17 protein-coding genes are annotated in these 23,374 nt (G+C 38.7%); 7 read left to right on the top strand and 10 right to left on the bottom strand.

Annotation, left to right across the window (positions count from 1 at the left end; translation table 11 throughout):
• Nucleotides 1-2: 2 nt before the first annotated feature.
• Entirely contained in the window at nucleotides 3-1,889 is a 1,887-nt protein-coding gene (locus ACY650_RS11980; RefSeq protein WP_462247774.1) for a malate synthase, read from the bottom strand.
• A gap of 98 nt (nucleotides 1,890-1,987) precedes the next feature.
• Here ACY650_RS11980 and ACY650_RS11975 point away from each other — a divergent pair, with 98 nt between their 5' ends.
• The gene (locus tag ACY650_RS11975) at nucleotides 1,988-3,451 is read left to right on the top strand and encodes a helix-turn-helix domain-containing protein (RefSeq protein WP_462247772.1); all 1,464 of its coding nucleotides are present in this window, start codon (nucleotides 1,988-1,990) and stop codon (nucleotides 3,449-3,451) included.
• Here ACY650_RS11975 and ACY650_RS11970 read toward each other — a convergent pair.
• The 3 genes from ACY650_RS11970 to ACY650_RS11960 form a co-directional block, all read right to left on the bottom strand.
• Entirely contained in the window at nucleotides 3,448-4,068 is a 621-nt protein-coding gene (locus tag ACY650_RS11970) for a phosphatase PAP2 family protein (protein WP_462247770.1), read from the bottom strand. The two genes, ACY650_RS11975 and ACY650_RS11970, sit on opposite strands and share 4 nt — an antisense overlap.
• 72 nt (nucleotides 4,069-4,140) lie before the next feature.
• The gene (gene porU2, locus ACY650_RS11965; RefSeq protein WP_462247768.1) at nucleotides 4,141-9,114 is read right to left on the bottom strand and encodes a putative type IX secretion system sortase PorU2; all 4,974 of its coding nucleotides are present in this window, start codon (nucleotides 9,112-9,114) and stop codon (nucleotides 4,141-4,143) included.
• Nucleotides 9,098-10,195, bottom strand: a complete 1,098-nt coding sequence (locus tag ACY650_RS11960; RefSeq protein ID WP_462247767.1) for a putative type IX sorting system protein PorV2 — start codon at nucleotides 10,193-10,195, stop codon at nucleotides 9,098-9,100. The genes porU2 and ACY650_RS11960 overlap by 17 nt, the downstream gene beginning before the upstream one ends.
• A 423-nt stretch (nucleotides 10,196-10,618) precedes the next feature.
• On the opposite strand from ACY650_RS11960, the gene ACY650_RS11955 reads away from it, so the two are divergent.
• Both ACY650_RS11955 and ACY650_RS11950 read left to right on the top strand, forming a co-directional pair.
• Complete coding sequence (locus ACY650_RS11955; protein WP_462247765.1) at nucleotides 10,619-10,870, top strand: PadR family transcriptional regulator; 252 nt, start codon at nucleotides 10,619-10,621, stop codon at nucleotides 10,868-10,870.
• Between the two features lie 46 nt (nucleotides 10,871-10,916).
• The gene (locus ACY650_RS11950) at nucleotides 10,917-13,376 is read left to right on the top strand and encodes a PspC domain-containing protein (protein WP_462247764.1); all 2,460 of its coding nucleotides are present in this window, start codon (nucleotides 10,917-10,919) and stop codon (nucleotides 13,374-13,376) included.
• A 130-nt stretch (nucleotides 13,377-13,506) separates the two neighbouring features.
• Here ACY650_RS11950 and ACY650_RS11945 read toward each other — a convergent pair whose 3' ends face one another.
• Together ACY650_RS11945 and ACY650_RS11940 are read right to left on the bottom strand one after the other, a co-directional pair.
• On the bottom strand, nucleotides 13,507-13,785 hold the full coding sequence (locus ACY650_RS11945) for a putative quinol monooxygenase (protein WP_462247762.1): 279 nt from the start codon (nucleotides 13,783-13,785) through the stop codon (nucleotides 13,507-13,509).
• A gap of 3 nt (nucleotides 13,786-13,788) precedes the next feature.
• Nucleotides 13,789-14,565, bottom strand: coding sequence for an SAM hydrolase/SAM-dependent halogenase family protein (locus tag ACY650_RS11940; RefSeq protein ID WP_462247760.1), 777 nt, complete (start codon nucleotides 14,563-14,565; stop codon nucleotides 13,789-13,791).
• 74 nt (nucleotides 14,566-14,639) lie between these two features.
• Here ACY650_RS11940 and ACY650_RS11935 point away from each other — a divergent pair, with 74 nt between their 5' ends.
• The 4 genes from ACY650_RS11935 to ACY650_RS11920 all read left to right on the top strand — a co-directional run bounded on the left by ACY650_RS11935 (nucleotide 14,640) and on the right by ACY650_RS11920 (nucleotide 18,417).
• Nucleotides 14,640-15,602 (top strand): PhoH family protein, encoded by a 963-nt coding sequence (locus ACY650_RS11935; RefSeq protein ID WP_462247759.1) that lies wholly within the window; start codon nucleotides 14,640-14,642, stop codon nucleotides 15,600-15,602.
• Nucleotides 15,571-16,008 (top strand): GNAT family N-acetyltransferase, encoded by a 438-nt coding sequence (locus ACY650_RS11930; protein ID WP_462247758.1) that lies wholly within the window; start codon nucleotides 15,571-15,573, stop codon nucleotides 16,006-16,008. Before ACY650_RS11935 ends, ACY650_RS11930 begins: the two co-directional genes overlap by 32 nt.
• Nucleotides 16,009-16,160: 152 nt before the next feature.
• Nucleotides 16,161-16,295, top strand: coding sequence for a hypothetical protein (locus ACY650_RS11925; RefSeq protein WP_462247757.1), 135 nt, complete (start codon nucleotides 16,161-16,163; stop codon nucleotides 16,293-16,295).
• Between the two features lie 22 nt (nucleotides 16,296-16,317).
• Entirely contained in the window at nucleotides 16,318-18,417 is a 2,100-nt protein-coding gene (locus ACY650_RS11920; protein ID WP_462247755.1) for a ComEC/Rec2 family competence protein, read from the top strand.
• Nucleotides 18,418-18,613: 196 nt separating this feature from the next.
• Here ACY650_RS11920 and ACY650_RS11915 read toward each other — a convergent pair whose 3' ends face one another.
• The 4 genes from ACY650_RS11915 to ACY650_RS11900 form a co-directional block, all read right to left on the bottom strand.
• On the bottom strand, nucleotides 18,614-19,576 hold the full coding sequence (locus ACY650_RS11915) for a beta-ketoacyl-ACP synthase 3 (protein WP_462247754.1): 963 nt from the start codon (nucleotides 19,574-19,576) through the stop codon (nucleotides 18,614-18,616).
• A gap of 100 nt (nucleotides 19,577-19,676) precedes the next feature.
• Entirely contained in the window at nucleotides 19,677-21,698 is a 2,022-nt protein-coding gene (gene uvrB, locus ACY650_RS11910) for an excinuclease ABC subunit UvrB (RefSeq protein WP_462247753.1), read from the bottom strand.
• A 3-nt stretch (nucleotides 21,699-21,701) separates the two neighbouring features.
• On the bottom strand, nucleotides 21,702-22,439 hold the full coding sequence (locus tag ACY650_RS11905; protein ID WP_462247752.1) for a shikimate dehydrogenase family protein: 738 nt from the start codon (nucleotides 22,437-22,439) through the stop codon (nucleotides 21,702-21,704).
• A gap of 41 nt (nucleotides 22,440-22,480) precedes the next feature.
• Complete coding sequence (locus tag ACY650_RS11900; protein WP_462247751.1) at nucleotides 22,481-23,374, bottom strand: DUF368 domain-containing protein; 894 nt, start codon at nucleotides 23,372-23,374, stop codon at nucleotides 22,481-22,483.

Here is a 23,374-nt window from a genome sequence, read left to right as displayed (position 1 = left end):
ATTTATATGGTCATCAGCAGGTCCTTGTTCCCTGTGATTCGCTGACCGGTTTGATTTAATTCATTATAGTATTCCTCTATTCGTTCTTTAGCGATAGATAAATCTGGGTTATTGAGGTTTAGGTTGAGCAGATCAATAAACCAAGGGGCTTTTTGAGGGTCGTTTACATATCTGTCAACAATGAATTTGGAGATCGGTAGTGTTGTGTTTTTTGAATTTTCGTGAACGTCCTTATTGTTAGCGTGCAAAAGCTTTGCGTATTCTTCTTCAAGCAATTGATTAAATAATTCTTGCGTGAATACGGCTCCTTCTTTCAATCCTGTAGACAAGTCACTTTCAGTCAATGTACCTGCTTTGTGCAACCACTCCCATAAAACACTCAAGCGTATCTCTCCTGTAGCCATATCCTCCATCAGGTAGAGCACATTCTCATCATCAAAAAAGTCTGCAGGTTTTAGGGCTGCTGCCTGAAAGCCTTGCAAAAAGGCGTTTCCATACTGGAGAGCAACACTTAGTAAGTTTCTAGCACCTCGAATGGTTCTTGGCGCATCACTCAATTGAGTCAATTGTTCCGCATCTTCTTGGGTATATGATAAAGGATCAAATTTTCTTCCTAGTTGATTCTCTTCGCCTGCTTCTTCCCACACAGGTCGAATGATATGAACCATCTTCCAATGAGCAACCCACTTACCAGAAGCTCCCGCACTTTGTTCTCTTTTCGCACCTTGGAGGGCCCTATCCATACTTTGTTTTACTCCTTCTGCTCCACCAACCGGTATGTTGGGTTCCATTCCGCCTTGCCATAATGCAAAGTTTCCATTGACATCCGGAGTATTTACTGCACGTCTCACTCGGTCTTCATAAGCTGCCATGTAGCTGTAGCTCATGGTGATAGACTCAATATTTGGATTTATAAAGTCTGCTGTACCTGCTAGCGCATCTGAGACACTATTGATATAATCCCATCTTCCTGTATTGAATCCAACAAAATGTGGACTTAATGCAGCTCTAATTTCCATGAGTTGGAAAGTGGCTTCTAGCTGCTCAACTAGCACATATACTTTGATTGTACCTTTTTCTAATCCTAGATAGTTCTCAAGTGAAGTAAGGATTTCGTTCCAAAAAGAAGCCTCATCTGCTGTTTGGATTTTAGGAAGGTATAAAACAATCGACCTGCCTGCATCCAGCAATTGACGATGATTATTCACCACATAAAGGACTGTATCAGTAATGGAAGCAGAGAAAGATGCGCCAGTATCCAAAGAGATATGCCTATCGTCTAGATGGAGCCCGCGTGCTCGGAAAATTATCGTTGTTCGATCAAGCTGTTCCTTCCAATTTTCGATTATCGGCTTATTCAAAAATCCTTCAGCCCAAACATTCATTTCGCCAGCTACCTGTGCTGCTACCTTTAAGAAGGTAGCGTCTTGACTTATTGCCAATTTCAAATTCCTTTGATTCTCAAGCGACATTGCTCTCACTTGACCAAGTGCATCTTCTCCATCAAACATCCAACCATCTGCACCTGACAGCAGGGCATAGGCAACATTTCTGATGCTAGACTCCAGTGTTCCTGTTGGCTTGGCAGCTGGCCCAGTTCCCTGAATCCACTGCTGCTTCAAATCTTCAGGTATCAATGCTCCTTCAAATTTTCCAGCCCTTGCATCGGCAACGGAAAGATTCGTATCGCCAATGAATGACTCTGGATCTAAAAATTCGATTGACGCTTGGTTAGCTATTCGAGCCCTTCTGCGATCATTCCTCAGCTTCATCAATTGCTTTTGCTTTTTATCGAGATGAGCAAGCGATTCCAAAGCATTCAACACTTCGTCGGTGTATACATCGGTATAGTTTACCAGTCGTTCTGGGTCTATATAAATCAAAGACATAGAGTATAATTTTTACCAAATATACATTTTTTCTCTATAAGCGGAAATTCCGCTATTAGATTTTTTTTGATATTTAATTTACTTTCGCTGAAGAAGGCATGATATCAGACAGCGACATACTCAAACTCATCCTTGGTTTTAAAATCAAGCACTTGAGAAACCAACGTGGTATCTCATATCAGTCTCTTTCGGAGCAGACTGGATTGTCAGTATCTTATTTAAATGACATTGAAAAAGGAAAGAAATATCCTAAGCCTGATAAAATAAGAGCCCTTTCTGAGGCATTTAATATTTCTTACGATGATCTGGTAAGCACTCAAGCAGATAAAAAGCTCCTTCCAGTAATTGACTTACTCAAATCGGGATTCTTTAAGTACTTCCCGTCCGAAGAATTCGGTATGAATACGGAGAAATTGATTGATTTCTTCAGTAACGACCCAGACCGAATAAGTGCGTTCATAAGCACCATTTTAAAGATGACGCGCAGTTACCAAATAGAAAAAGAGCACTTCTATCGGATAGCTTTGAGATCCTATCAGGACATGCATGACAATTACTTTCCAGATTTAGAAGATTCAGCATCTGACTTTAGAAAGAATCTCAACCTGCCTGATACCATACCTCTTTCTACTCTTGAAAACTTACTTTCAAACGAGTTTTCCATTACGATAAAGAAGGATGTTTTATCATTTCACGAGAAACTCCATGTTTTCAGATCTTACTATCAGGAAAACAAGAAGACCTTATTTCTAAATGATCAACTTTCAGAAAATCAACATCGTTTTTTGATAGCGAAAGAAATAGGCTATCAATACCTCAAACTTGATGGCAGATCCTATGAGACATATTTAAATAAAGAGGCATCTTTCGAAAAATTGCTGAATAACTTCAAGGCATCGTATTTTGCTGCTGCCTTGCTGGTTGATCAACATGTATTGGCTTCAGATTTAGCAAATGCATCTGTTATTACACAATGGAATCCGAAGATCATACAAGATTTACTTGACAAGTACCAAGTAACTCCAGAGACACTTCTTCAGCGTTTTACCAACATACTGCCTAAGCACTTTGGGATAGATAATCTATTCTTTATTCGAATTGATGGTCATAAAAACTTGATTGAGTATCAAATTACCAAGGAGCTGCACATTTCAGGTTTACACAAGCCATATCAAAATCAATTAACTGAGCATTTGTGCCACCGATGGGTATCAATCAGTTCGATCAAAAACCTGGAAGGAAAAAAACAACCATACTTTATTGACGCTCAGATTTCAGACTACTGGCAAACGGATAATTCATATTTCTGTATTTCGGTGGCCGAGGACGGTCGTTTCGATAGTCAATTTGGAAGTAGCGTGACAATAGGTCTATCCATGACCGAAAGCCTCAGAGCAACATTCAATTTTATTAAAGATCCTAATCTTAAGAGAAAGACGGTTCATACTACCTGCGAAAATTGTTCACTACCAGATTGCGACAATAGAGTAGCACCGCCTTCAAAAATTAACATCAAAAAGAGGGAAGCGGAGTTAATAGAGGCTTTGAAAGAATTGGACTAGCCTTCTACATCTTCAGTGTCAATATCCATATTTTCCAAATCCTCATCTGGAGTTGTTAAGACACCAACATTTTCTTTATTCAAATATTTTTCAAATACCATATATGTGGTCGTCCCTGTGAATACTCCAATCAAAGAACCAGCCATAATATCGATGAGAAAGTGCTGCGCCAAATAGACTCTGGAAATAGCAGTTAGTGTAGCTCCTACCAGAAGAATTGAAGAGAAATTATTGTTTTGAAGCATTAGCGTAATGAACACTGCTAACGCAAATACAGCCATCGAATGACCTGAAGGGAAAGAGTGTTGGCTCAGAATTGTAACTCCATCAACAAAATCAAGGACTTCGTATCCATTGAAATATATGATTGGGCGTTGTGCCTCAGGAAACAAGAAATGCTTGAAAAAAAGGGAAATCAACGCCACAAATATTCCAGTCACCCCGAGAATGAAACCATACCTCCTCTTAAATATTATAAGCGCGACAGTCACAACACCAAAGAAGATCACATCTCCTGTATGCGTCCAATATTTAAAAAAGAAATCCCATACCGGATTATGAAGCTCATTTAGCCACAAAACGAATCTTCCATGACTTTGATAAAAAAAATAAACCATGGAAAGAGCAAAGAGGCACAGGTAGGGAATATAAAATAAGCTGGTATTTTTTAGCCGGTCAATCATATTTGATCAACGTAAGATATACAGTTTACCGAATCCATTCTTAAAAGCTCGGTCAGCACTTGTAGATCTTCTCTGAATTGAATTTCCATTAGCATTTATAAAGACTTTATAAAAGTAGACGCCATTGGCAAGTTGGTCTCCGAACTCATCCCTTCCATCCCAAGCATAACTGGTTATGTTATTACCTATTCGAATTGGCCCAATTTCATCTTGCGTAATTTCTCTCACTACTCTCCCTGAAACTGTCAAGATCTGAATCTTAATTTGATCCGGAATTTCTGTCCCCGTAAGGGTGAATACAAATCTACATCTAGTGGAAAAGGGATTGGGATAAGGATAAAAATGCGTAATTGTAGATTCATTTATCACCTCAAAGTTGATCTCATAGGGCTCTGTCCCGGCTTCATTGCCAGACTCATCTTCTGCCTGCACACGTAGCGCATGTATTCCATCACTCAATGGACCCGGCTGATATTCAATTTGAAAATCCTGACTTTCGCTTGCTGGTGTATAGTTGAGTCTCGGATCTGAAAAATTGATTCTCTGGAATTGGCTTTCTTCGCCTGGTAACCTTAGTGATATGTTGATTCCTGTTGTATCCGTTTTTGTCGCAAATGGATTGTCATCCCTCATTCTTATAACTACATTCGGATTTGGCGATACAATATCCCCATCGAGAATATGATATCCATCAAATGTCACATCCAGCACCGGGTTAGTCTCATCAGCCTGTACATCAATGATATTTGTCAATGTCAGTCGGTTGTTAAGCTCATAAACTTCATTTTCATTAGAAAGCACTTCGACTACCAGGCTATTGGAGCCCGACATATTAAATGAAGAAAAAGCTACTGAAAACTCAGTTGTATCACCGGCGACAGGAGGAGCTATTCTAAAACTTGATTCTGCGATTGTCCCAGTGTTCTGGTTGATCAAAGTGGCCATTACACTAAGCGAATCAATGAAATCCACCTCTGATAGATTCAAGAAATTGAAGCTTCTCTCGTTCTGTTCTCCTTCCAATAAGGATGAAGAAGATTTACTCTCGGGTAGAAGGATACCTTCTGCTGGCAACTCATAATTCAGTTGCCAGAAATTCAGTTGAGATGGAGTCTGATCCGTTTCATCATCGAATGAGAACAAAAGCTCAATTTGCGGATACATCACTGCATCTACGGATGCTATATCAATAGTTTCCGCTCTTGCACGTGATTCCAATGTTGAGATATTGCCATTATCATCTACACCAAGCACATCTATTGAAATATTATCATTCACTTCCTCCGAGACATTGTAGGAGAATGATTCCCAGCTTCTGGCAGGACCTATCCTACGACTTCTCATCTCACCACTTACAAACTTCCCAATTACGTCATCCTGAAAATCAATACTTTGCTCCCTGACAGGTGTGGCAGTGCCATCATTGATAATTGTTGTCGCAGTGCCTGGAGCGTCACCTTTTCTAGCAAAGAATATCACCGGCTGTCCATCTACCAATGAAGTGATTGTTGCAGTACTTACCCCAAGCGAGTTAAGAGTGGATTCTACGTCCGTATCCCAATTAGAATAATCTACATTCCCAATGTTGAACATGACAATCATGTCGCCATCACTCATATTATCAACCAATACTTGAAATCTTCTTTCTACACCTATCATGTCTTCTTCCCTAAATTGATAGATTCTTTGCGGCAACCTTCCGCAGACCTCTCGATTAAAAACATCGATTTCTGTTGTTACTATCGGTCGGTATGGATCTCCACTCTCTTTGTCAAAAGCTATGGCATTGAATGTGTTTTCTTCACAAGTAGGGTCAATGGTGTTGGAGGTAACGAAGAAATTCAATCCACCTATCACGGCCTCCATGTCATCATAAGTAAATGAAGGATTGTCTACACCAAAAGTGAAAATATCTATCGGAGTAGTAGACTCAATAAACTCCCATTCATTTGTGAGCTGATTATACTGAACTCCAGTAACAATTTCCTTTTCAATCTGCTCAGGATCGTATTGACCCCATCCTTCAGACACGTTATCAATTAATGTAAACGAGCTTTCAACCCACTCATCGGTTTCGTCTGGCTCTGGGTTAGTATATCTTGTTCTCCAATAGATGGTAGATGAATCTGACAATGCAAAGGATGAAAAATCGAACATTTGAGATCCAATAACTTCTGCCGAAACTGTAAAGAGTCGATTATTAGGACCAGCAAAATCTGGTTGGGTATCTAATTCTAATTGATAGCTTCGTTCATCTTCCAAGAGATTACTGGATTGCCATAAGAACTCTACATCTGAATTTGAAAGTGTCCCATTATTAACCGGATAGAGATTCACTGTATTGCCACTAAAAATTGACACTTCCAGAGTTGCAACATTGTTCGTCTCATCTAATTCCTCCGTCTCATTGGTTGGGTCAAGAGTAACTGTAAAGAGATTCAATCCGTCGTTGTTCTGAACTGGATCATTTGGAATATAAAATACAAGCGTATCCTGCCTTAAAGGTCTTAAATATTTCTGTGTATAGACCTCCTGCCCACCATCTGGATATGTTCTATTGATTTGAACAATGAGTGAATCAGCTACGCTTCTACCAAAGTTTTTTACTATTACATCGATCTGAAAGGAATCTTGACTTGCAAGAATTTCCTCTGCATCAATTGCGCTTGCGCTCAAAGAATTATTATCAATTTGATAATCTGGATTATCTGCTCCAAATACCCGGTATGCCGGATCGCCTTGCAAAGTCATCTGTTGAACTTGCGTGAGATTGAGGTCACTTATACCATATTGGTTAATGTATCTATCAGAAACTTCCAATACCACATTGCCAACGGTTTCACCAATGAAGACATCATCACCAAATCCCAATTCATAAAAAAGATCACTCCACCTTCTTAATGTTGAGGACACGGCAACATCTGAATGGGCGATAAAACCAACTGCGCCAAGATCTGGAGTATTCAGCCAATCTTCACCAAAAGTGAAATTACCTCCATATATCTCTCCTGCCTTACAGCCATTGACGATGAACACTGGATACTTTCCCTTATTCGAAAAACCAAAAGAAGGATTGCTGACTCTACCAATCTCTATATCTGTAACAGTACCGCTCGAATGACCAAAAAAGGTAATATAACCGACTCCCTGATTTACACGATCAGTTACATCCACGAATTCAACCGCGTCACCTGTCTCTTTCCCTGTATTGAAGGCTCTACCTCCAATAAAATCTGTCTCTAGAACATCAGTAAAACCCTGTACTATATCAATGAAACTGCTTATCTCTGACTGGTTTATCCCCCCGCTGAGTTGAAGGAAGTCTTTTCTGAATAGATCATCAAACGGCAAAGCTTCCATTTCAATGATTTTATTTAAGTATGCCGTCACATCAGAAGGGTCAAAAGCATTTAACCGTCCAATAGCAATGCCTGGAACAGATGGATCTGATCCTATTCCAAGCGTGTATAAAAGATCACTCCCTGGCAATCCATAAGTTGGAACATTTACACCTGTTTGATCTCCTCTGTAGTAATTGAAATTGGGTGTAAATCCTTTACCAATTAAGAATACATTTTCTACAGGATTTTGAATGTTGACATCTACTATGAAATTTGTAATTGCAAGTGGTGTCGGATCCCCATAGCCATAAAGGTTATATAAATCACTAATATTCGCGACTTGCACGCTGTAGCTTCCACCAGCAGAAGACTCTCGATAACTTTCATAATCTGCAACAGGATCTCCTGATCCCCTTAAATCTTCATGAGTAATGATCAGGTAGTTTTTATCGCTTAAATCAAAATTTGGAAGACTAACCGACTCGATAGAAGCGACACTGTTTGGATTAGTAACTGCCAAAACTTTATGTTCATCTGTCACATCCGGTATAACAGCTTCTACCCTTGCGCTGAAGTTGGTGGTTGATATCCTGATTACATTTAGCGGATCCGTGATATCAAAGATTCTTGTTCCAGATGCATTTGTAGTCGGTATTTGCATCCATGCTTTAGCGCTAACAGGATTATCTAGAGTAAAAACCTTATTCTCATTATCACCTAACTGGATGGTCTGAGGATAAATCAATCGCATGTAGGCTACAGAAATTCGCTCGGAAATATCTGGGAAGCCTTCAGCGGTAACTCTTACTACAAATTCTCCACCCGAACCTACATTGGTGCTTGCAAAAGACTCTGAAAAAGATTCCTTCCCCCATCCTGTAAACTCGACATTATTCAACAAATTCAAGGAGCTAGAAACTTCTCCAATATCAATTCTAACATTGTGATTCAGACTATTACCTCCAACGATTACTGTTTCTAATGTTGGATTAGCTGCTGCAGATTCCAAATCTTTTAGAACAAACTCAAAATCCTTGAAGGCATTTTTTGATTGAAATCCACCGGTCCAACCTTCACCATCATCGTAGCTACTTAAACTAAATGCAGATCCCGAACCAAATCGTCTTCCAGGACTATAATCTGTAGTAAAAAGTTGAATGGTGTCAGCCAGATGATACGACTCTGGCGTTAACCCAGTCGCATTTTTGTCAGATGAAAACGCCATTCTCTTACCGTTTTCATTACCTAACTTATACGTCAAAAAATAGCTTGCAGTATCAGAAAACAAGCTGTAAAAAGTGTGAGGCTGGTCTCCCGATTCATACAGTGCGGCATCACTCTCACCGTCGTTTCTTTTTCCGTAAAATTCAAAATAATTTAATGTTCCATCGCCATTCGCATTCACATTCAAAGCAACCTCTTCACCTCTTCTAAATAATTGTATTCTGCTGGCCGGAACACTACTAATTGGAAACCCTAAAGATGAGAGCTCACTTTGAGTAACTCTGTAGAAACCATCCTCAGCTACCTCTATTTTAAAGTATGACTGGGTGAAATCAATCCACTCGTTACCGACCTGACCGAAGGCAGCAGCGCTTATGATTATAAGTAGGCCGATGAGATTACTTCTTCTCCGCATTGAAATCTACTTTAATTGAGAAAACATGAGAAAACAGACCTGGTGCTAAATCACCAATATCAGTAAGGGCATAATCGACAGTTAATTCTTTGAAACTTACACCTACCCCCATATTAGGCTGGAACGTCCAAGAAGTTGTTCCATCAAAATCTTTTATTTGTTGAAATTGATTTACTCCAAATCTTAAAAAAGCTAATTTTTTATAGTCGAACTCAATTCCAGCTTTCGGATCTACGGAAATCAAAGAGGTTCGAATCAAGGTGTTCCGTTTCCCATCAAATGTCATATCAAGATCTACGGATGCCATAACTCCAAATTTTTCTGTAAGGGTAAAGTCTCTTGACCCACCGATAACTAGTCTTGGTAAAGTCACTTCTACAGAGTTGACAGGGACATCGTTGCCGGTTAATGCATACACCTCCTCTACTTCGGCTGTATTATGAGACCAGGCATTAAAAGTGCCAAGCATGTCTCTTGCTACTGCCCCGATCTTCCAATTGTTAATTTCTTTTTGCACCCCAAAATCAAACCCAAATCCCCAAGCTTTGGAAAAACTTCCAACCGTACGGTGAATAACTTTAAGGTTTCCACCAGCATCTATTCCTCCAAAGATTGGAAGCTTTCGTGCGTAGGAGACTAAAAAGCCATAATCAGCAGATGAGAAAAATTGAATATTATCATAGTTGATAGAACCATTTACATCTACCAAAAATCGAGTGTCAGGAATATCATCAACTGCAAATCGGATAACTGAAATTGTAATCTTGCTATTTTCATCTACTGAAGTAGCGAAAGCCGCGTAATCATAATTAGCTAAGCCACCAAAATAGGATGAATGCATTAGGGCAAGCTGATGATCAGAATCTAACTTATTTAGTCCAGCAGGATTCCAAAACCCAGATGTCACGTCATCAACGAATGAGACGGCAGTGAACCCCATTCCAAATGAACGAGCGCTTACTCCAATGTTCATAAACTCATTGCTATACTTTGGAGTATTATCTCTCGAAGATGATTCGCTTTGAGCAAACGACCAGCTATATAACCCACAAATTAGAATGCCCGCTAGTAAATATTTCATAGAGAATAAATCCTCAGCAATTTAGCTATTGAGTGCTGATTGTAGCACCACATATTCGTTAAATAGTGCCATAAAGACGACATGGCTACTTATTATATACGCTTAGATATTATAATTATTTGAATTAATCATATGATTATTTAAAGAATATTGCTTCGAAACGAATTTTTTTAACAAAGTACTTGGCCATGCCAAGTACCTTTACGTATACACCACCGAAACCTATCCATGCATAAATGAAAAGTTTGACCCAAAATGAGAGCGACAATGAAATGCGCATGAAATACTGCGAATTCCATATGGCCTTCAAAAAACATAGAAAGACATATGAATATTGAAAACACACAAGTTCAGATGAGAAAGGGTATTTTGGAGTTTTGTATACTACATATAATCTCCCGTGGTGAGGTCTACGCATCCAACATGTTAGAGGAATTAACCTCTGCAAAAATCATGGTCGTAGAAGGAACGCTGTATCCACTTTTGACAAGACTACGAAAAGCAGGCCTTGTCGATTACAAATGGGTAGAGTCTAAATCTGGTCCGCCAAGAAAATATTATACGCTAACGCAAGAGGGAGCTGATTTTCTTAACGGTCTGGATCAAACCTGGACCGAGCTAGTAAGCTCCACCAAAAAAATCATCGCGAATAAAAATACGAAGAAGAAAGCTTGATTGGCATTTGGCTTAATCAATGTGACCTCAACAAAAAGACACACAAATGAAAAAGAATATAAGTATCAACATTGGCGGTATCATATTTCACATCGAGGAAGATGGGTACGATAAACTGAAGAGCTATTTAGACTCAGTCAATAAGTACTTTTCCTCTTTTGAAGATAGCAAGGAAATCATTGCTGATATAGAAGGACGAATCGCCGAAATATTTCTCTCTAAGCTAGATGAAGGGAAGCAAATCATCAATCAGGAAGACGTCAACGATCTGATTGCTACAATGGGTACTACAAAGGACTTTGAAGCAACTATTGAAACAGAACCTTCTGAGCAAACAGAACAAACGAAGGATGAAAGCACAGCTGATGAAAAGCAGGAAGAAAAAAAGCAAGAGGAGCCAAAAAGTGCATATGAAAAATCAAAAAGACTGTATCGTGATGCTAAACGTAAGGTAATCGGAGGTGTAGCTGCTGGAATAGCAAACTACTTTGGAATGGACCCAATATGGATTCGTCTGCTCATGTTAGCGTTCTTGTTCAATATTTTCTTTTGGGGACTTAGTGGATTTATCTTCTTAGCATACATCGTTCTGTGGATCGCGATTCCTGTGAGTGATAAACTAGAGGATGACATAGCAGTTAAGAAGCTATTCAGAAGCACAGATGATCGTGTATTGGGAGGTGTATCAGGAGGAATCGCTTCGTACTTTGGTACTGACCCTGTAGTAATAAGAGTACTTTTTGTTTTCTCCATACTATTAGGCGGAGCCGGATTACTGGTATATTTAATCTTATGGATAATTACTCCTGAAGCAAAATCCATAACCGAGAAGATGCAAATGCAGGGTGAGCCTGTTACCATCACAAACATTGAGGAAAATCTTAAGAAAAATCTTAATGTGAAAGAGGGAGAAGAAAATGTATTTGTAAAAATCTTACTATTCCCTTTCCGACTTATTGCCATGATATTCAAAGCGCTTGGCGAAGTTTTAGGACCACTTCTAAAATTCGGTGTGGATGCTTTAAGAGTAGCTGTTGGAGTACTCCTTGTATTTCTAGGATTTACTTTGATGATCTCGTTTACCATCGCTCTTGCAGTATTATTGGGTGTCGGCGGAACGATGGAATCATGGGTACACTTTGGAGATTTTCCAGCCCAAGAGCTCTTTAGCTCGATGAGTACTATAGCTATAATCTCTTCATACATAACTTCTATGATACCGTCATTAGCACTATTGATGCTAGGACTGGTCATCATTCTAAAGAAAAAGATTGCAAGTGCATTCTTAGCATGGAGCTTGTTCGGACTGTGGTTATTAGGAATGATCGGACTAGCTATTTCAGCACCTTCTATCATTAAAGATTACAGCGCAGAAGGAACATATAAAGAAGAGCGTACATACGAAGTTTACGATGGCATTGCTGAGTTAAAACTCAATGAGTTAGACTGGGATAGATACAACAGTGCGGATCTTAGGATTCGGGGACATGAAGATTCAACTTATCTGCTTAAGATGGATTTTGATTCGAGGGGATATTCGAGAAGCAACGCTCGCGAGAATGGGGAGGCAGTGGATTATGTAGTAACTCAAGACGGAAATACCTTCTATTTTGATTCAGAAATCACCTTCGATGATGCTCCATTTAGATTTCAGGACGTGTCAGCTACCTTTTACATCCCTTATGGCCAAGTGTTTGTTATGGACTATGACCTAAGGAAGATTCTTAGAAACACGCTTTGGATTCATGAGTACAGTTCAAGTGACCTTGGTGACAATCAATGGGTATTTGACAAAGATGGCCTCATGTGTTTGACCTGCGATGAAAGTAAGGAAAGAAGAAACAGACGCAGTGAAAACAGAAGCTCTATCGGTAGTGAAGTTCTAGAATATCAATTTCAAGATTTCGATGAAGTAAAGTTGATCTCAATGTTTGATTTTGAAATCATCCAAGATGATGAATACTCTGTAAGATTGGAAGGTGATGAAGACGATTTAGAAGATGTATTTCTAAGCCAAAGTGGTGATGAATTAGAAATTCGATATGGAAGAAACGCCAATTGGTGGAAGTACAATAGTCGTCGGGAAAAAGTGAAAGTATTCATAAGTATGCCTGAATTAGAATATTTGAAGGCAATAGGTGCCTGTGATGGAGAGGTCAATGATTTTGACGGAGCAGACCTATCAATAGAAGTAGCTGGCGCTTCTAAAATATGGGTAAATCTAAATGCTAAATACATTGAGGCTAGCCTTGCTGGCGCATCCAAGCTAATACTCACTGGATCGAGTAAAGATTTGGAAGTGGACCTTATTGGAGCATCTGAATTAGATGCCTTTGACTTTGAAGCTGAAGATGCTGACATAGATGCTATTGGAGCTTCTACTGCTAAAGTTTATGTAAACAATGAATTGCAGGCTTCAGCTACCGGTGCTAGTAAAGTAAGATATAGAGGAGATGCGCGAGTGTCTTCAAGTAGCGCAGGTTTGAGTTCAGTTAAAAGAGATTAAAAATATCTATCTGGTCCAGAGTCAACTAACGACTCAATCATTTAGGTTTTGGTGTCCCTAGCTTTTGGTCGAGCTAGGGATTTTTTGTTTTTTCGTGAAGAGCCCAAAGCTATAAACTGTCCAATCAAATTTAAACCAATGAATAAGCCATTGGCTTTCCCCCGAAAAGAACTTTCGTTTTTGCCCAAGTATCTATAAAAAGTTCTGAGTGTCTATATTCCTCTAGATTAGACTCGTCTTCCCATTTACTAAATGTGTAGTAGACGTGATCCAATTGTGCATCCTTCTTTAATTCCAGATGCTTACATCCCGGAAAATTTGCAATCTTGTCCTTCACAGTCTCGAATAAGGCTAAGAAATCATCTACCCTATTTGGATCAAAATCCATTCTAACTATTCGTATTAACATAGTCTAACTATTTGCAAATTCTATAAGTACTGGAGAATCGACAGAGAGGCCAAGCAGTTCTGATGCATTTCCTTTGTTTATGCCTATTTGAAGATTACCTGAAGAATTGAAAAGAACAAAAATATCCCCAGATTCAACATCACTAAAGTACAAGTGAAAGTCGTCAAATTCCTCTCTTCCAAATCGAATAGTGTGTCTTACTTGGGAACCGTTGATATCTTTGATTTTTTCAACCTCCGATTTACTAATATTTGTAATAAGGTTTCCAAAATGGTCCACAGCAACTACATTTCCAGCTATCTCTCGCTTAGTCACTTTCAGTTGACGCGCAAACAAGACCTTTATTTCTTGCATTGGATTACCCAGACTGGAGAGACCTTTTCCTTCCGCCAGTTCAAGTGCAATTTTTGCTAAAACATTTTTTGCCGGGAATGTGCAATTTGAATGTTCCAGTTTTACAATTTGAGTAGGTTGTTTACCATTGAGCAAACTGAAAATACCTGAATCAAACCCGACAAAGTAGTGCCCATCAAGTTCCACCCCAATAAGATCGCACCGCTCAGCCATGCTATCTACGGCTACCAAGTGTACAGTCTTCTCGGGAAATTCTTTATAAACATGTTTTAATACATTGGCAGCATGAGCAATATCATAGGGTCTTATATCATGCGTAATGTCCGCAATCAGCTGACTCGGCGACTTTGACAGAATAGCCGCTCTGACTGATGCCACGTAGTGGTCTTTCGTACCAAAGTCAGACATGAAGGTTATTACTGCCATTTGGGGGATTTCAGCTTACATTTGTTCTTACAAAACTATATATTTTACCTACTAAGCATTAACTGAAATATCGATTGCTCGAAAAAATTATTACACTAGAAAATGTTTCATTGGTTGATTTCCTAGGAATAGAAAACCAAAACATAAAAACAATTGCTACAGCGTTCCCTGACAGTCAAATTGTAAGCCGCGGCAATGAAATCAGAATTAAAGGTTCTGCCCCTCAGATTTTAAAAATTAATGAGATATTAAACGCTCTCCTTTCTCACTACCATGAATTTGGGAAAGTAACTGCCGAAAACGTTAAGGACTTTGTAGACAACGAGGAAAATACCATTGATGCCGGACCCAACGCAAGTGCGCTAGTTCACGGCACAAGAGGGATACGTATAGTTCCAAAAACAATCAACCAGAAAAAGTTAGTTGCAGCTGTAGAAAAGAACGACCTTGTTTTTGCAATTGGCCCTGCCGGAACTGGCAAGACGTATATTTCAGTAGCACTAGCTGTTCGAGCCCTAAAAAATAAGGAAGTAAAAAAAATCATCATTACCAGGCCTGCAGTAGAAGCTGGAGAAAACCTAGGATTCTTGCCGGGTGATCTTAAGGAGAAAATTGATCCTTACCTTAGGCCCATCTATGATGCCTTAAGTGATATGATACCAGCTGAAAAACTTCGCTACTATAAAGAAAATGGTATTGTTGAAATAGCCCCCCTAGCCTACATGAGGGGAAGGACATTGAATGATGCATACGTGCTGCTGGACGAGGCTCAGAACACAACTCCAATGCAAATCAAGATGTTTTTAACCCGAATGGGTCCGCAATCAAAAGTGATTATCACAGGAGATCAATCACAGATAGACTTACCAAAAAAGCAGATCTCAGGCTTGATTGAGACCATGCGCGTTCTTAAAAATGTAAAAGGAATTGGCTTTGTGAACCTTGATGATAGAGATGTTGTCAGACACAAACTAGTAAAAGCGATCATTAAAGCATATAACAAGTATGACTCACAAAGTACTGAAAGCAACAAGTGAAGATCTTAAAACAAAGGCTTTTCAGATCAGAGAAGAAGTATTTGTGGTAGAACAAAATGTAGCATCAGAGGAAGAGTTTGATGAATTCGAAGAGGAATCTCATCATTTTGTAGCTCTTGATGAAAATAATAATCCGGTAGGCTCTGCACGCTGGAGATATACAGATAAGGGGATTAAGCTTGAAAGATTTACTGCCAAGAAATCGATGAGGGGTAGAGGCCTTGGGACTGCGATAGTCCAGGCGGTTATGGATGATATTGCAAAGAATGTCGAGTCAGGCACTTACTTATATATGCATGCTCAACTACCAGCGGTACCACTTTATCTGAAGTTTGGTTTTCAAAAAAAAGGTGATCAATTTGACGAATGTGGCATCATGCACTACCACATGTGGAAGAAGCTGTAAGAACTAGTTGCTTAAAACAAAATTGACCTGCCATTAAACCATCTACTCAAATTAAGGTTTACAAACTGTAGACAAGCTTCAGTCTTATTAAAAACAACAAAGGAAGCTTCTAACTAAGTCCAATCTTGCCATCATGTTTTTAAGGAAATATGATGAAAAAGACACACCTCCTACTACTTTGTTTCATTGCCATCTGTTTGGCTTCTTGCCAAGAAGATGAATTGGTATTGAATGATCGAGAAGAAGATAAAGTACCTGATCCAAAAGATCAGACTGGACTACATTGATTAATCTTGAATTCCATCAATATTGTACTTCTGGAATTCCTATCCATTCATCCGACTTAGCATTGTTTTAATTTTAGGAATCCTTGGCTTTGAGCATTTTCCAAAGTTCTGGCCTCAAACATTAGCCACATTATATACTGGTATCATAATCCTGGTGGCCCTTGTGTTGATATCAAACAAATTGGGATTCTACAAGCTTCGGCATTTAAATGGAGTGGTAAGTCTTTCAATTATTTTTCTGATTGGAGGTTATATAACCCAAATTAAGCACCTCTCCCAAAATGAGCTATTCAAAGCAGATATTATTGGGTTTTCGGGAATAATAATTTCTCCTAAAACTGAGAGAACTAACTACAATCGCTATGTTCTTGAACTAAGACATACCCTTTTAAAAAATGGGAAAATTTTGTCTTCAAATGGGAAAATTCATCTCTACATACGAAAAGATTCACTAGTTAAAGATTTCCAATACGGGGATCATATCAATGCAGAAGGGAAATACTTTGAACTTCAAAAACCTAGTAATCCCAATGAGTTTAATTACAAGAAATACCTAAGAAGACAAGAAATAGTTGCTCAGGCATTTGTAAATACAGCTGATGTAAATCTCTTAAAGCAAACTACTCCGAATGTTCTAATTAGATGGGCATACATACTGAAGTCAAAAGCCATCTTCGTAATAGATAAAAACATCCCCGTAGAAAGAGAGAACGGGATATTAAAAGCACTTTTAATTGGGGTAAAAGATCATTTGGATAATGAAATTAAGTTAGCATATTCATCAGCAGGTGCCATGCATGTTTTGGCTGTATCAGGCCTTCATGTGGGCATAATTTATATGGTAATCGGGCTGATCTTTGGATTCTTAAAACGTATAGGAAACTGGGGGAATTTCCTATTTACAAGCATCAGCCTAATCCTTATTTGGTTTTACGCTTTAGTGACTGGATTAAGTCCATCTGTTTTACGAGCATCCACCATGTTTTCACTCATTTTAATTAGCGAGGCTATAAATCGAGATTCCAACATTTATAATTCATTAGGATTGGCTGCTTTCATTTTACTTCTTTTCAATCCTTACCTCATCTATTCAGTTGGTTTCCAATTATCCTTTGCAGCAGTTTTTGGTATAGTATACTTACAACCTAAATTTTATCAATTGATTCATCCCAAATACATATTATTTGATAAAATATGGTCCATAACATCAGTCTCTATTGCTGCTCAACTAGCAACTTTCCCATTGTCAGCCTACTACTTTCACCAATTCCCCACCTACTTTCTTATTTCAAATATCATAGTTATTCCAACATCATTTATCATGCTTATCGGTGGTCTTTTTATGGTATTGGTTGATTCTATTATACCCGCTTTAGGAATGCTAATCGGCTGTATTTTGCAAAAGACCCTTTGGTTAATGAATGAAAGTATTGGCTACTTACAAATGCTTCCAAATAATATTATTGAATGGATCCACTTAGACCAAGTTGAGCTTTTTCTCACTTACGCAATAATCGTTACATTCATTTCAGCATTGCATAATCGATCATTTCCAGCCTTAGCAATAGCATCTTTTCTTTCATGCAACCTGATATTATGGACCGTTTTTACTTATGAGAAACAGTCACATCAGAATAAACTAATTTTCTATAAAGTATCAAATGGAATGGCGATCGATCACATAAGTGGTCATTCATCTAGACTATACGTAGATGATGTATTAATGAATGAAATAGAACTTCTTTCCTATCAAATTAATCCTTCCAGATTATCTCAACATTTAGATCCAATAGCTGAAGACATTACACCTATAAGTAATGGCTATTTTGTAAAGAAAGATGTGCTCAGGTTAGGTAAAATCGGTCCAAAAAGATTTGTGCTATTCGACTCCACAACATTTCATTTGAATTTTAATTCAATGGTGGAGACAGACATTATTTACATCAATAATGGTGCTGTAAAAAATCTTAGCTGGCTACAATCGCAATTCAATTTTGAACTGATCGTATTAGGAGTTAATAACTCTTATACCTATTCCAGAAAGATGAAAGCTCAAGCGGAAGAAATTGGATTAAACCTCCATTCAATTCGAGAGGATGGTTCATTTAGCATTGACCTTTGATTTGTTAGAATTTATCAGTCTATTCAATTTTTTGGCATAAAAAAAGAGCGGACAATGCAGCCCGCTCCGTTCACCACCAATCCCGACTAGCATCGGGAAAAAACTTACTACCGCCTAGTAGTAATCACAAATGTAATACATATACTGATTCACCAAAGCATATTTTAAAAAAACCGGTATGGTAAAAACCACTTTTTTACCATTTTACAATAGCACCAGCAAATGTTAAACCGCCCCCAAATCCTATTAGAAGGAGCGTATCACCCTTTTTGATGCCACCGTTAGCTTCGGACTTTGCAATTGCCAATGGAATTGATGCCGAGGATGTGTTACCAAATTCGGTGACACTTTCTGGTACTTTCGCCATCGGATAGTCCAAATTTTTAGCAATAGCTTCAATAATTCTAAGATTGGCACTGTGCGGTACAATATAATCCAAGTCATCAAGTGTCATTCCAGCTTTCTCTGCTAGCTCCTTTATTTTAACAGGGATATTGCTGACTGCCCACTTAAAGACAGACCTTCCATTTTGTACAATTTTACCGTGTGGGTTAATTCCCACTCCATTGATGCTATTTTTTTTATGGCTGATATATAGATCATGTCCAAAATCACCGTTTGTTCCTGAATTGAATGCAATGAAGTGCTCTTCCTCACTAGGCTCAACAAGTGCTGCACCGGCACCATCTCCAAAAAGTATACAAGAGGTTCTGTCTTGCATATCCATTGCTTTAGTGAGCGTCTCACTTCCAATGACTAGTACCTTCTTATAAATACCAGAATTGACAAAACCATGAGCCATCTGAAGTCCATAAATAAATCCAGCGCACGCGGCATAAATATCATTACATCCAGCGTTTGGTATTCCAAGCTTATACTGAACTCTGGATGCAGTATTTGGCATTATTTGATCGGGAGATGTAGTACAGACCACAATAAAATCAACATCTGTGACATCAGCACCACTACGCTCCACTAGATTCTCTACTGCCTTAACTGATAAATCACTTGCATATTCGCCATCTTTAGAGAAACGCCTGGTTTTAATACCAGTTCTTGAAATGATCCACTCATCGTTGGTGTCAATAAACTCTTCAAAATAATGATTGTCTACAATCTTCTCTGGCACGTAAGTACCAAATGCGGTTATTTTTGACATAATAAATATTTGGGGGATGTAAGTTGAAAAAGATTAATCTTTTGGGATATGTGCTTATTTCAAAAGCAAGTTGAATTACGATATTGGCAAATCCAAAGAACTACTTGTTTTCTTTTAGCATTTTTTCAACTTCTTGGAGCTCATCCCTTAAGCGAGCAGCTTCCATAAAGTCCAAATCTTTTGCAGCCTTTTCCATTTTTCTTCTTGTTTCATTCGCCAGTTTCGTCAATTGATCTTTTGACATATATGATACCACTGGATCTGCAGCTAAGGATTGTTCCTCTTCTATGTAGTACTTCTTAGCACCTTTTTTCTTATCGGCTACACCCGTCTGCCTTAGAATTTCATCCTTGGTTTTCTTTAGCGATAGTGGAGTAATACCATGCATTTCATTGTACGCCATTTGAATCCCCCTCCTCCGATTGGTTTCATCAATTGCAACCTTCATTGACCCGGTCACTTGATCCGCGTACATTATTACCTTGCCATGATCATTTCTTGCGGCACGGCCGATTGTTTGCACCAACGATCGCTCATTTCTTAAAAACCCCTCTTTGTCAGCATCCAAAATTGCGACCAAAGAAACTTCTGGTAAATCCAGACCCTCTCTAAGCAGATTGACCCCCACCAAAACATCAAACACTCCAAGTCTCAACTCTCTAAGTATCTCAACCCTATCCAACGTATCAACTTCTGAATGTATGTAGCGAGTTTTCACTCCCGCATTTAGCAAGTACTTAGTGAGTTCCTCTGCCATGCGTTTAGTTAACGTTGTGACCAAAACTCGGTCCTCCATTTCTATGCGCTGCTGGATTTCCTCCAACAGATCATCTATTTGATTTTGACTTGGTCTTACATCTATCACTGGATCAAGTAGTCCAGTAGGTCTAATAAGTTGTTCGATAATCACCCCTTCGGATTTGCGTAATTCATACTCACTTGGGGTGGCACTTACAAACACCACTTGATTAAGCATATCCTCAAATTCATTGAATGTCAGAGGTCGATTATCCATTGCAGAAGGAAGTCTAAATCCGTAATCAACAAGATTTACTTTCCGTGCGCGATCACCACCCCACATACCTCTAACCTGCGGAACTGTCACATGACTTTCATCAACAATCATTAAAAAATCATCGGGAAAATAATCGAGTAGGCAGAATGGTCTACTACCTGGAGATCGTCTATCAAAATATCGCGAATAATTTTCTACACCCGAACAGTAGCCGATTTCTCTGATCATCTCTAAATCAAATTCTGTTCGCTCCTTTAGCCTTTTTGCTTCAAGGAATCTTCTTTCATCCTCAAAAAACTGAACCTGCTCAACCATATCGTCTTGAATCTCTTTGATAGCGACCTGTAATTGATCTTTATCTGTAACAAAGAGATTTGCAGGAAAAATTGTGATTATACGTTCGTCAGATTGTTTTTCTCCAGTGATAGGATCTATACGCTGAATTGACTCAATTTCATCACCCCAGAAAATAAATCGATAGGCAAAATCGGCATAGGCTACAAATACATCAACAGTATCTCCTTTTACTCGAAACGTCCCTCTTTTAAATTCTGCCTCCGTCCGACTGTACAGAATATCAACTAAGTCGAAAAGAAACTTATTTCTCGGAATTACATCTCCTTCTTGAAGCTTGATGACATTCTTCCCAAATTCTTCTGGATTGCCAATACCGTAAATACAAGATACAGATGCCACTACGATCACATCTCTTCTTCCTGATAGCAGTGCAGATGAAGCACTAAGCCTCAACTTTTCTATTTCATCATTAATAGAAAGGTCTTTCTCTATGTAAACATTGCTGGTTGGGATATAAGCCTCAGGTTGATAATAGTCATAGTATGAGATAAAATACTCAACCGCATTTTCTGGGAAAAAGCGTTTAAACTCGCCGTAAAGCTGTGCGGCTAATGTTTTGTTATGACTTAAAACGAGCGTAGGCTTTTGGACTTGCTCAACAACATTAGCCATGGTAAATGTCTTTCCCGAGCCAGTTACTCCAAGTAATGTTTGTGCTGGCTCATCATTCTTTAACCCTTCCACAATTTGACGAATTGCTTCTGGTTGATCTCCGGTTGGACTGTATTCCGAAACGAGTTTAAAATCCATACATTAACTATTCCAAATTTGCCAAGATTGCTCAGCTTGAAGTTCCAACATCTCTAAGCCGTTTTTAGTTTTTGCCCCATGTTTTTCCCCTTGTAGCATAAATGCTGTCTCCTCAGGATTATATATCAAGTCGTAAAAGAATGTTCCTTTTTGAATTTTATGATATGGTAAGTCAGGAATCGTTTCATTTTTGGGATACATCCCTAGAGGCGTGGTATTAACAATGAGTTTAAACCGAGTGATGATATCAGGGTTTGCTTTTATCTGATCATAAGTATAGTCTCCACCTTTCATAGTCCGACTAACTTGATTGTATGGAATGCTTAGATCAGTAAGACCTGCTTGAACTGCTTTGGAAGCACCTCCTGATCCAAGTATTAATGCTTCGCCTTTAAAATTCCCCATCCAGGATCTTAAAGATTCACGAAAAGCCATATAGTCTGTGTTGTAACCAGTAAGAATCCCGTTCTTTTTGAGAATGACATTTGCGGCTCCCACTTTTATGGCGCTAACGTCTTGCTTATCCAGATACTTAATTACATTTTCTTTGTGAGGCACAGTCACATTGAGGCCTTTTAGATCAGTGTGTTTCAGCCATAATGCTGGAAATTCATTCAAATACTCCATTTCAAAAAGATCATACGAATGATCTTTGAGACCTAGTTCTTTGAATTTCTTCTGAAAGAAGTTTTGTGAGTAGCTATGACTCACAGGATATCCGATCAAACCAAAGCGCTTCATATATGCTAAAGTTAAATCAAGAACTTAATCCAACCTAACGACTAGTTGTCTTCAACATTGGATTTTCGCTCCATCCAAAAAACGATAAAAAATCCTGTGGTTATTAGGAACAGAGATAATAAGAATGAAGAATCCATTTGAGGAAGATTCCATATATAACCCACGGCTTTTTCCTTACCTGAAAAAGTCTCTGTGATTGTGATTTTCCAAGGCCATATTATCAATAGCGAGCCAAATACAAAACCACTCAATATTGCTATTGTTTCATTCTTAAATCTGGTGAAAAAATATGCCAAGACCCTTGATAGGGCAACTAACCCAACCACACAACCAATAGCAATTGGTACTATAATTTTTAATTCCAGGGCGCTAATTGCCTTTAGCACAAGTAGATAGTTACCCATTAGCAGTAAAATGTAAGATCCTGACAACCCTGGCAATATCATACTACAGACCGCTACCACTCCGCAGAGTATTAAATATAAGAACGATTCATTTGGTTGTGCTGGGGGTAAAAATGCAATGGCCACAGCAATAGCCGTTCCGATAATAAAAGTGATAATTACTGAAATAGATACTTTACTTATTTGACGCGAGACACTGATCACAGAGGCAATAATCAGCCCAAAAAAGAATGATAAAGTAAGAGTTTCATACTTATCAAATGCAATCTCAAGCGCTTTTGCAAGACTAAGAATACTTACGAAAACCCCTAGAAATAAGATCGCCAGAAAACGAAAATCAACTTTAGCAGCAAAATCTTGAAACTTAAAGCCCAATAATAGCTTCATGGCCTGAAGATCTATATTCTTAAGCGCTTGAATTAATCGCTCATATATACCTGTAATAAAAGCAACTGTACCTCCTGAGACTCCGGGAATCACATTAGCAGCACCCATCGCCATCCCCTTTAAAAAAAGCCTTAGGTTGTCCAT

This window comes from Ekhidna sp., assembly GCF_963691765.1.
Classification (GTDB): Bacteria; Bacteroidota; Bacteroidia; order Cytophagales; family Cyclobacteriaceae; genus Ekhidna.
This window is presented reverse-complemented; position numbering and strand designations above follow the sequence as displayed.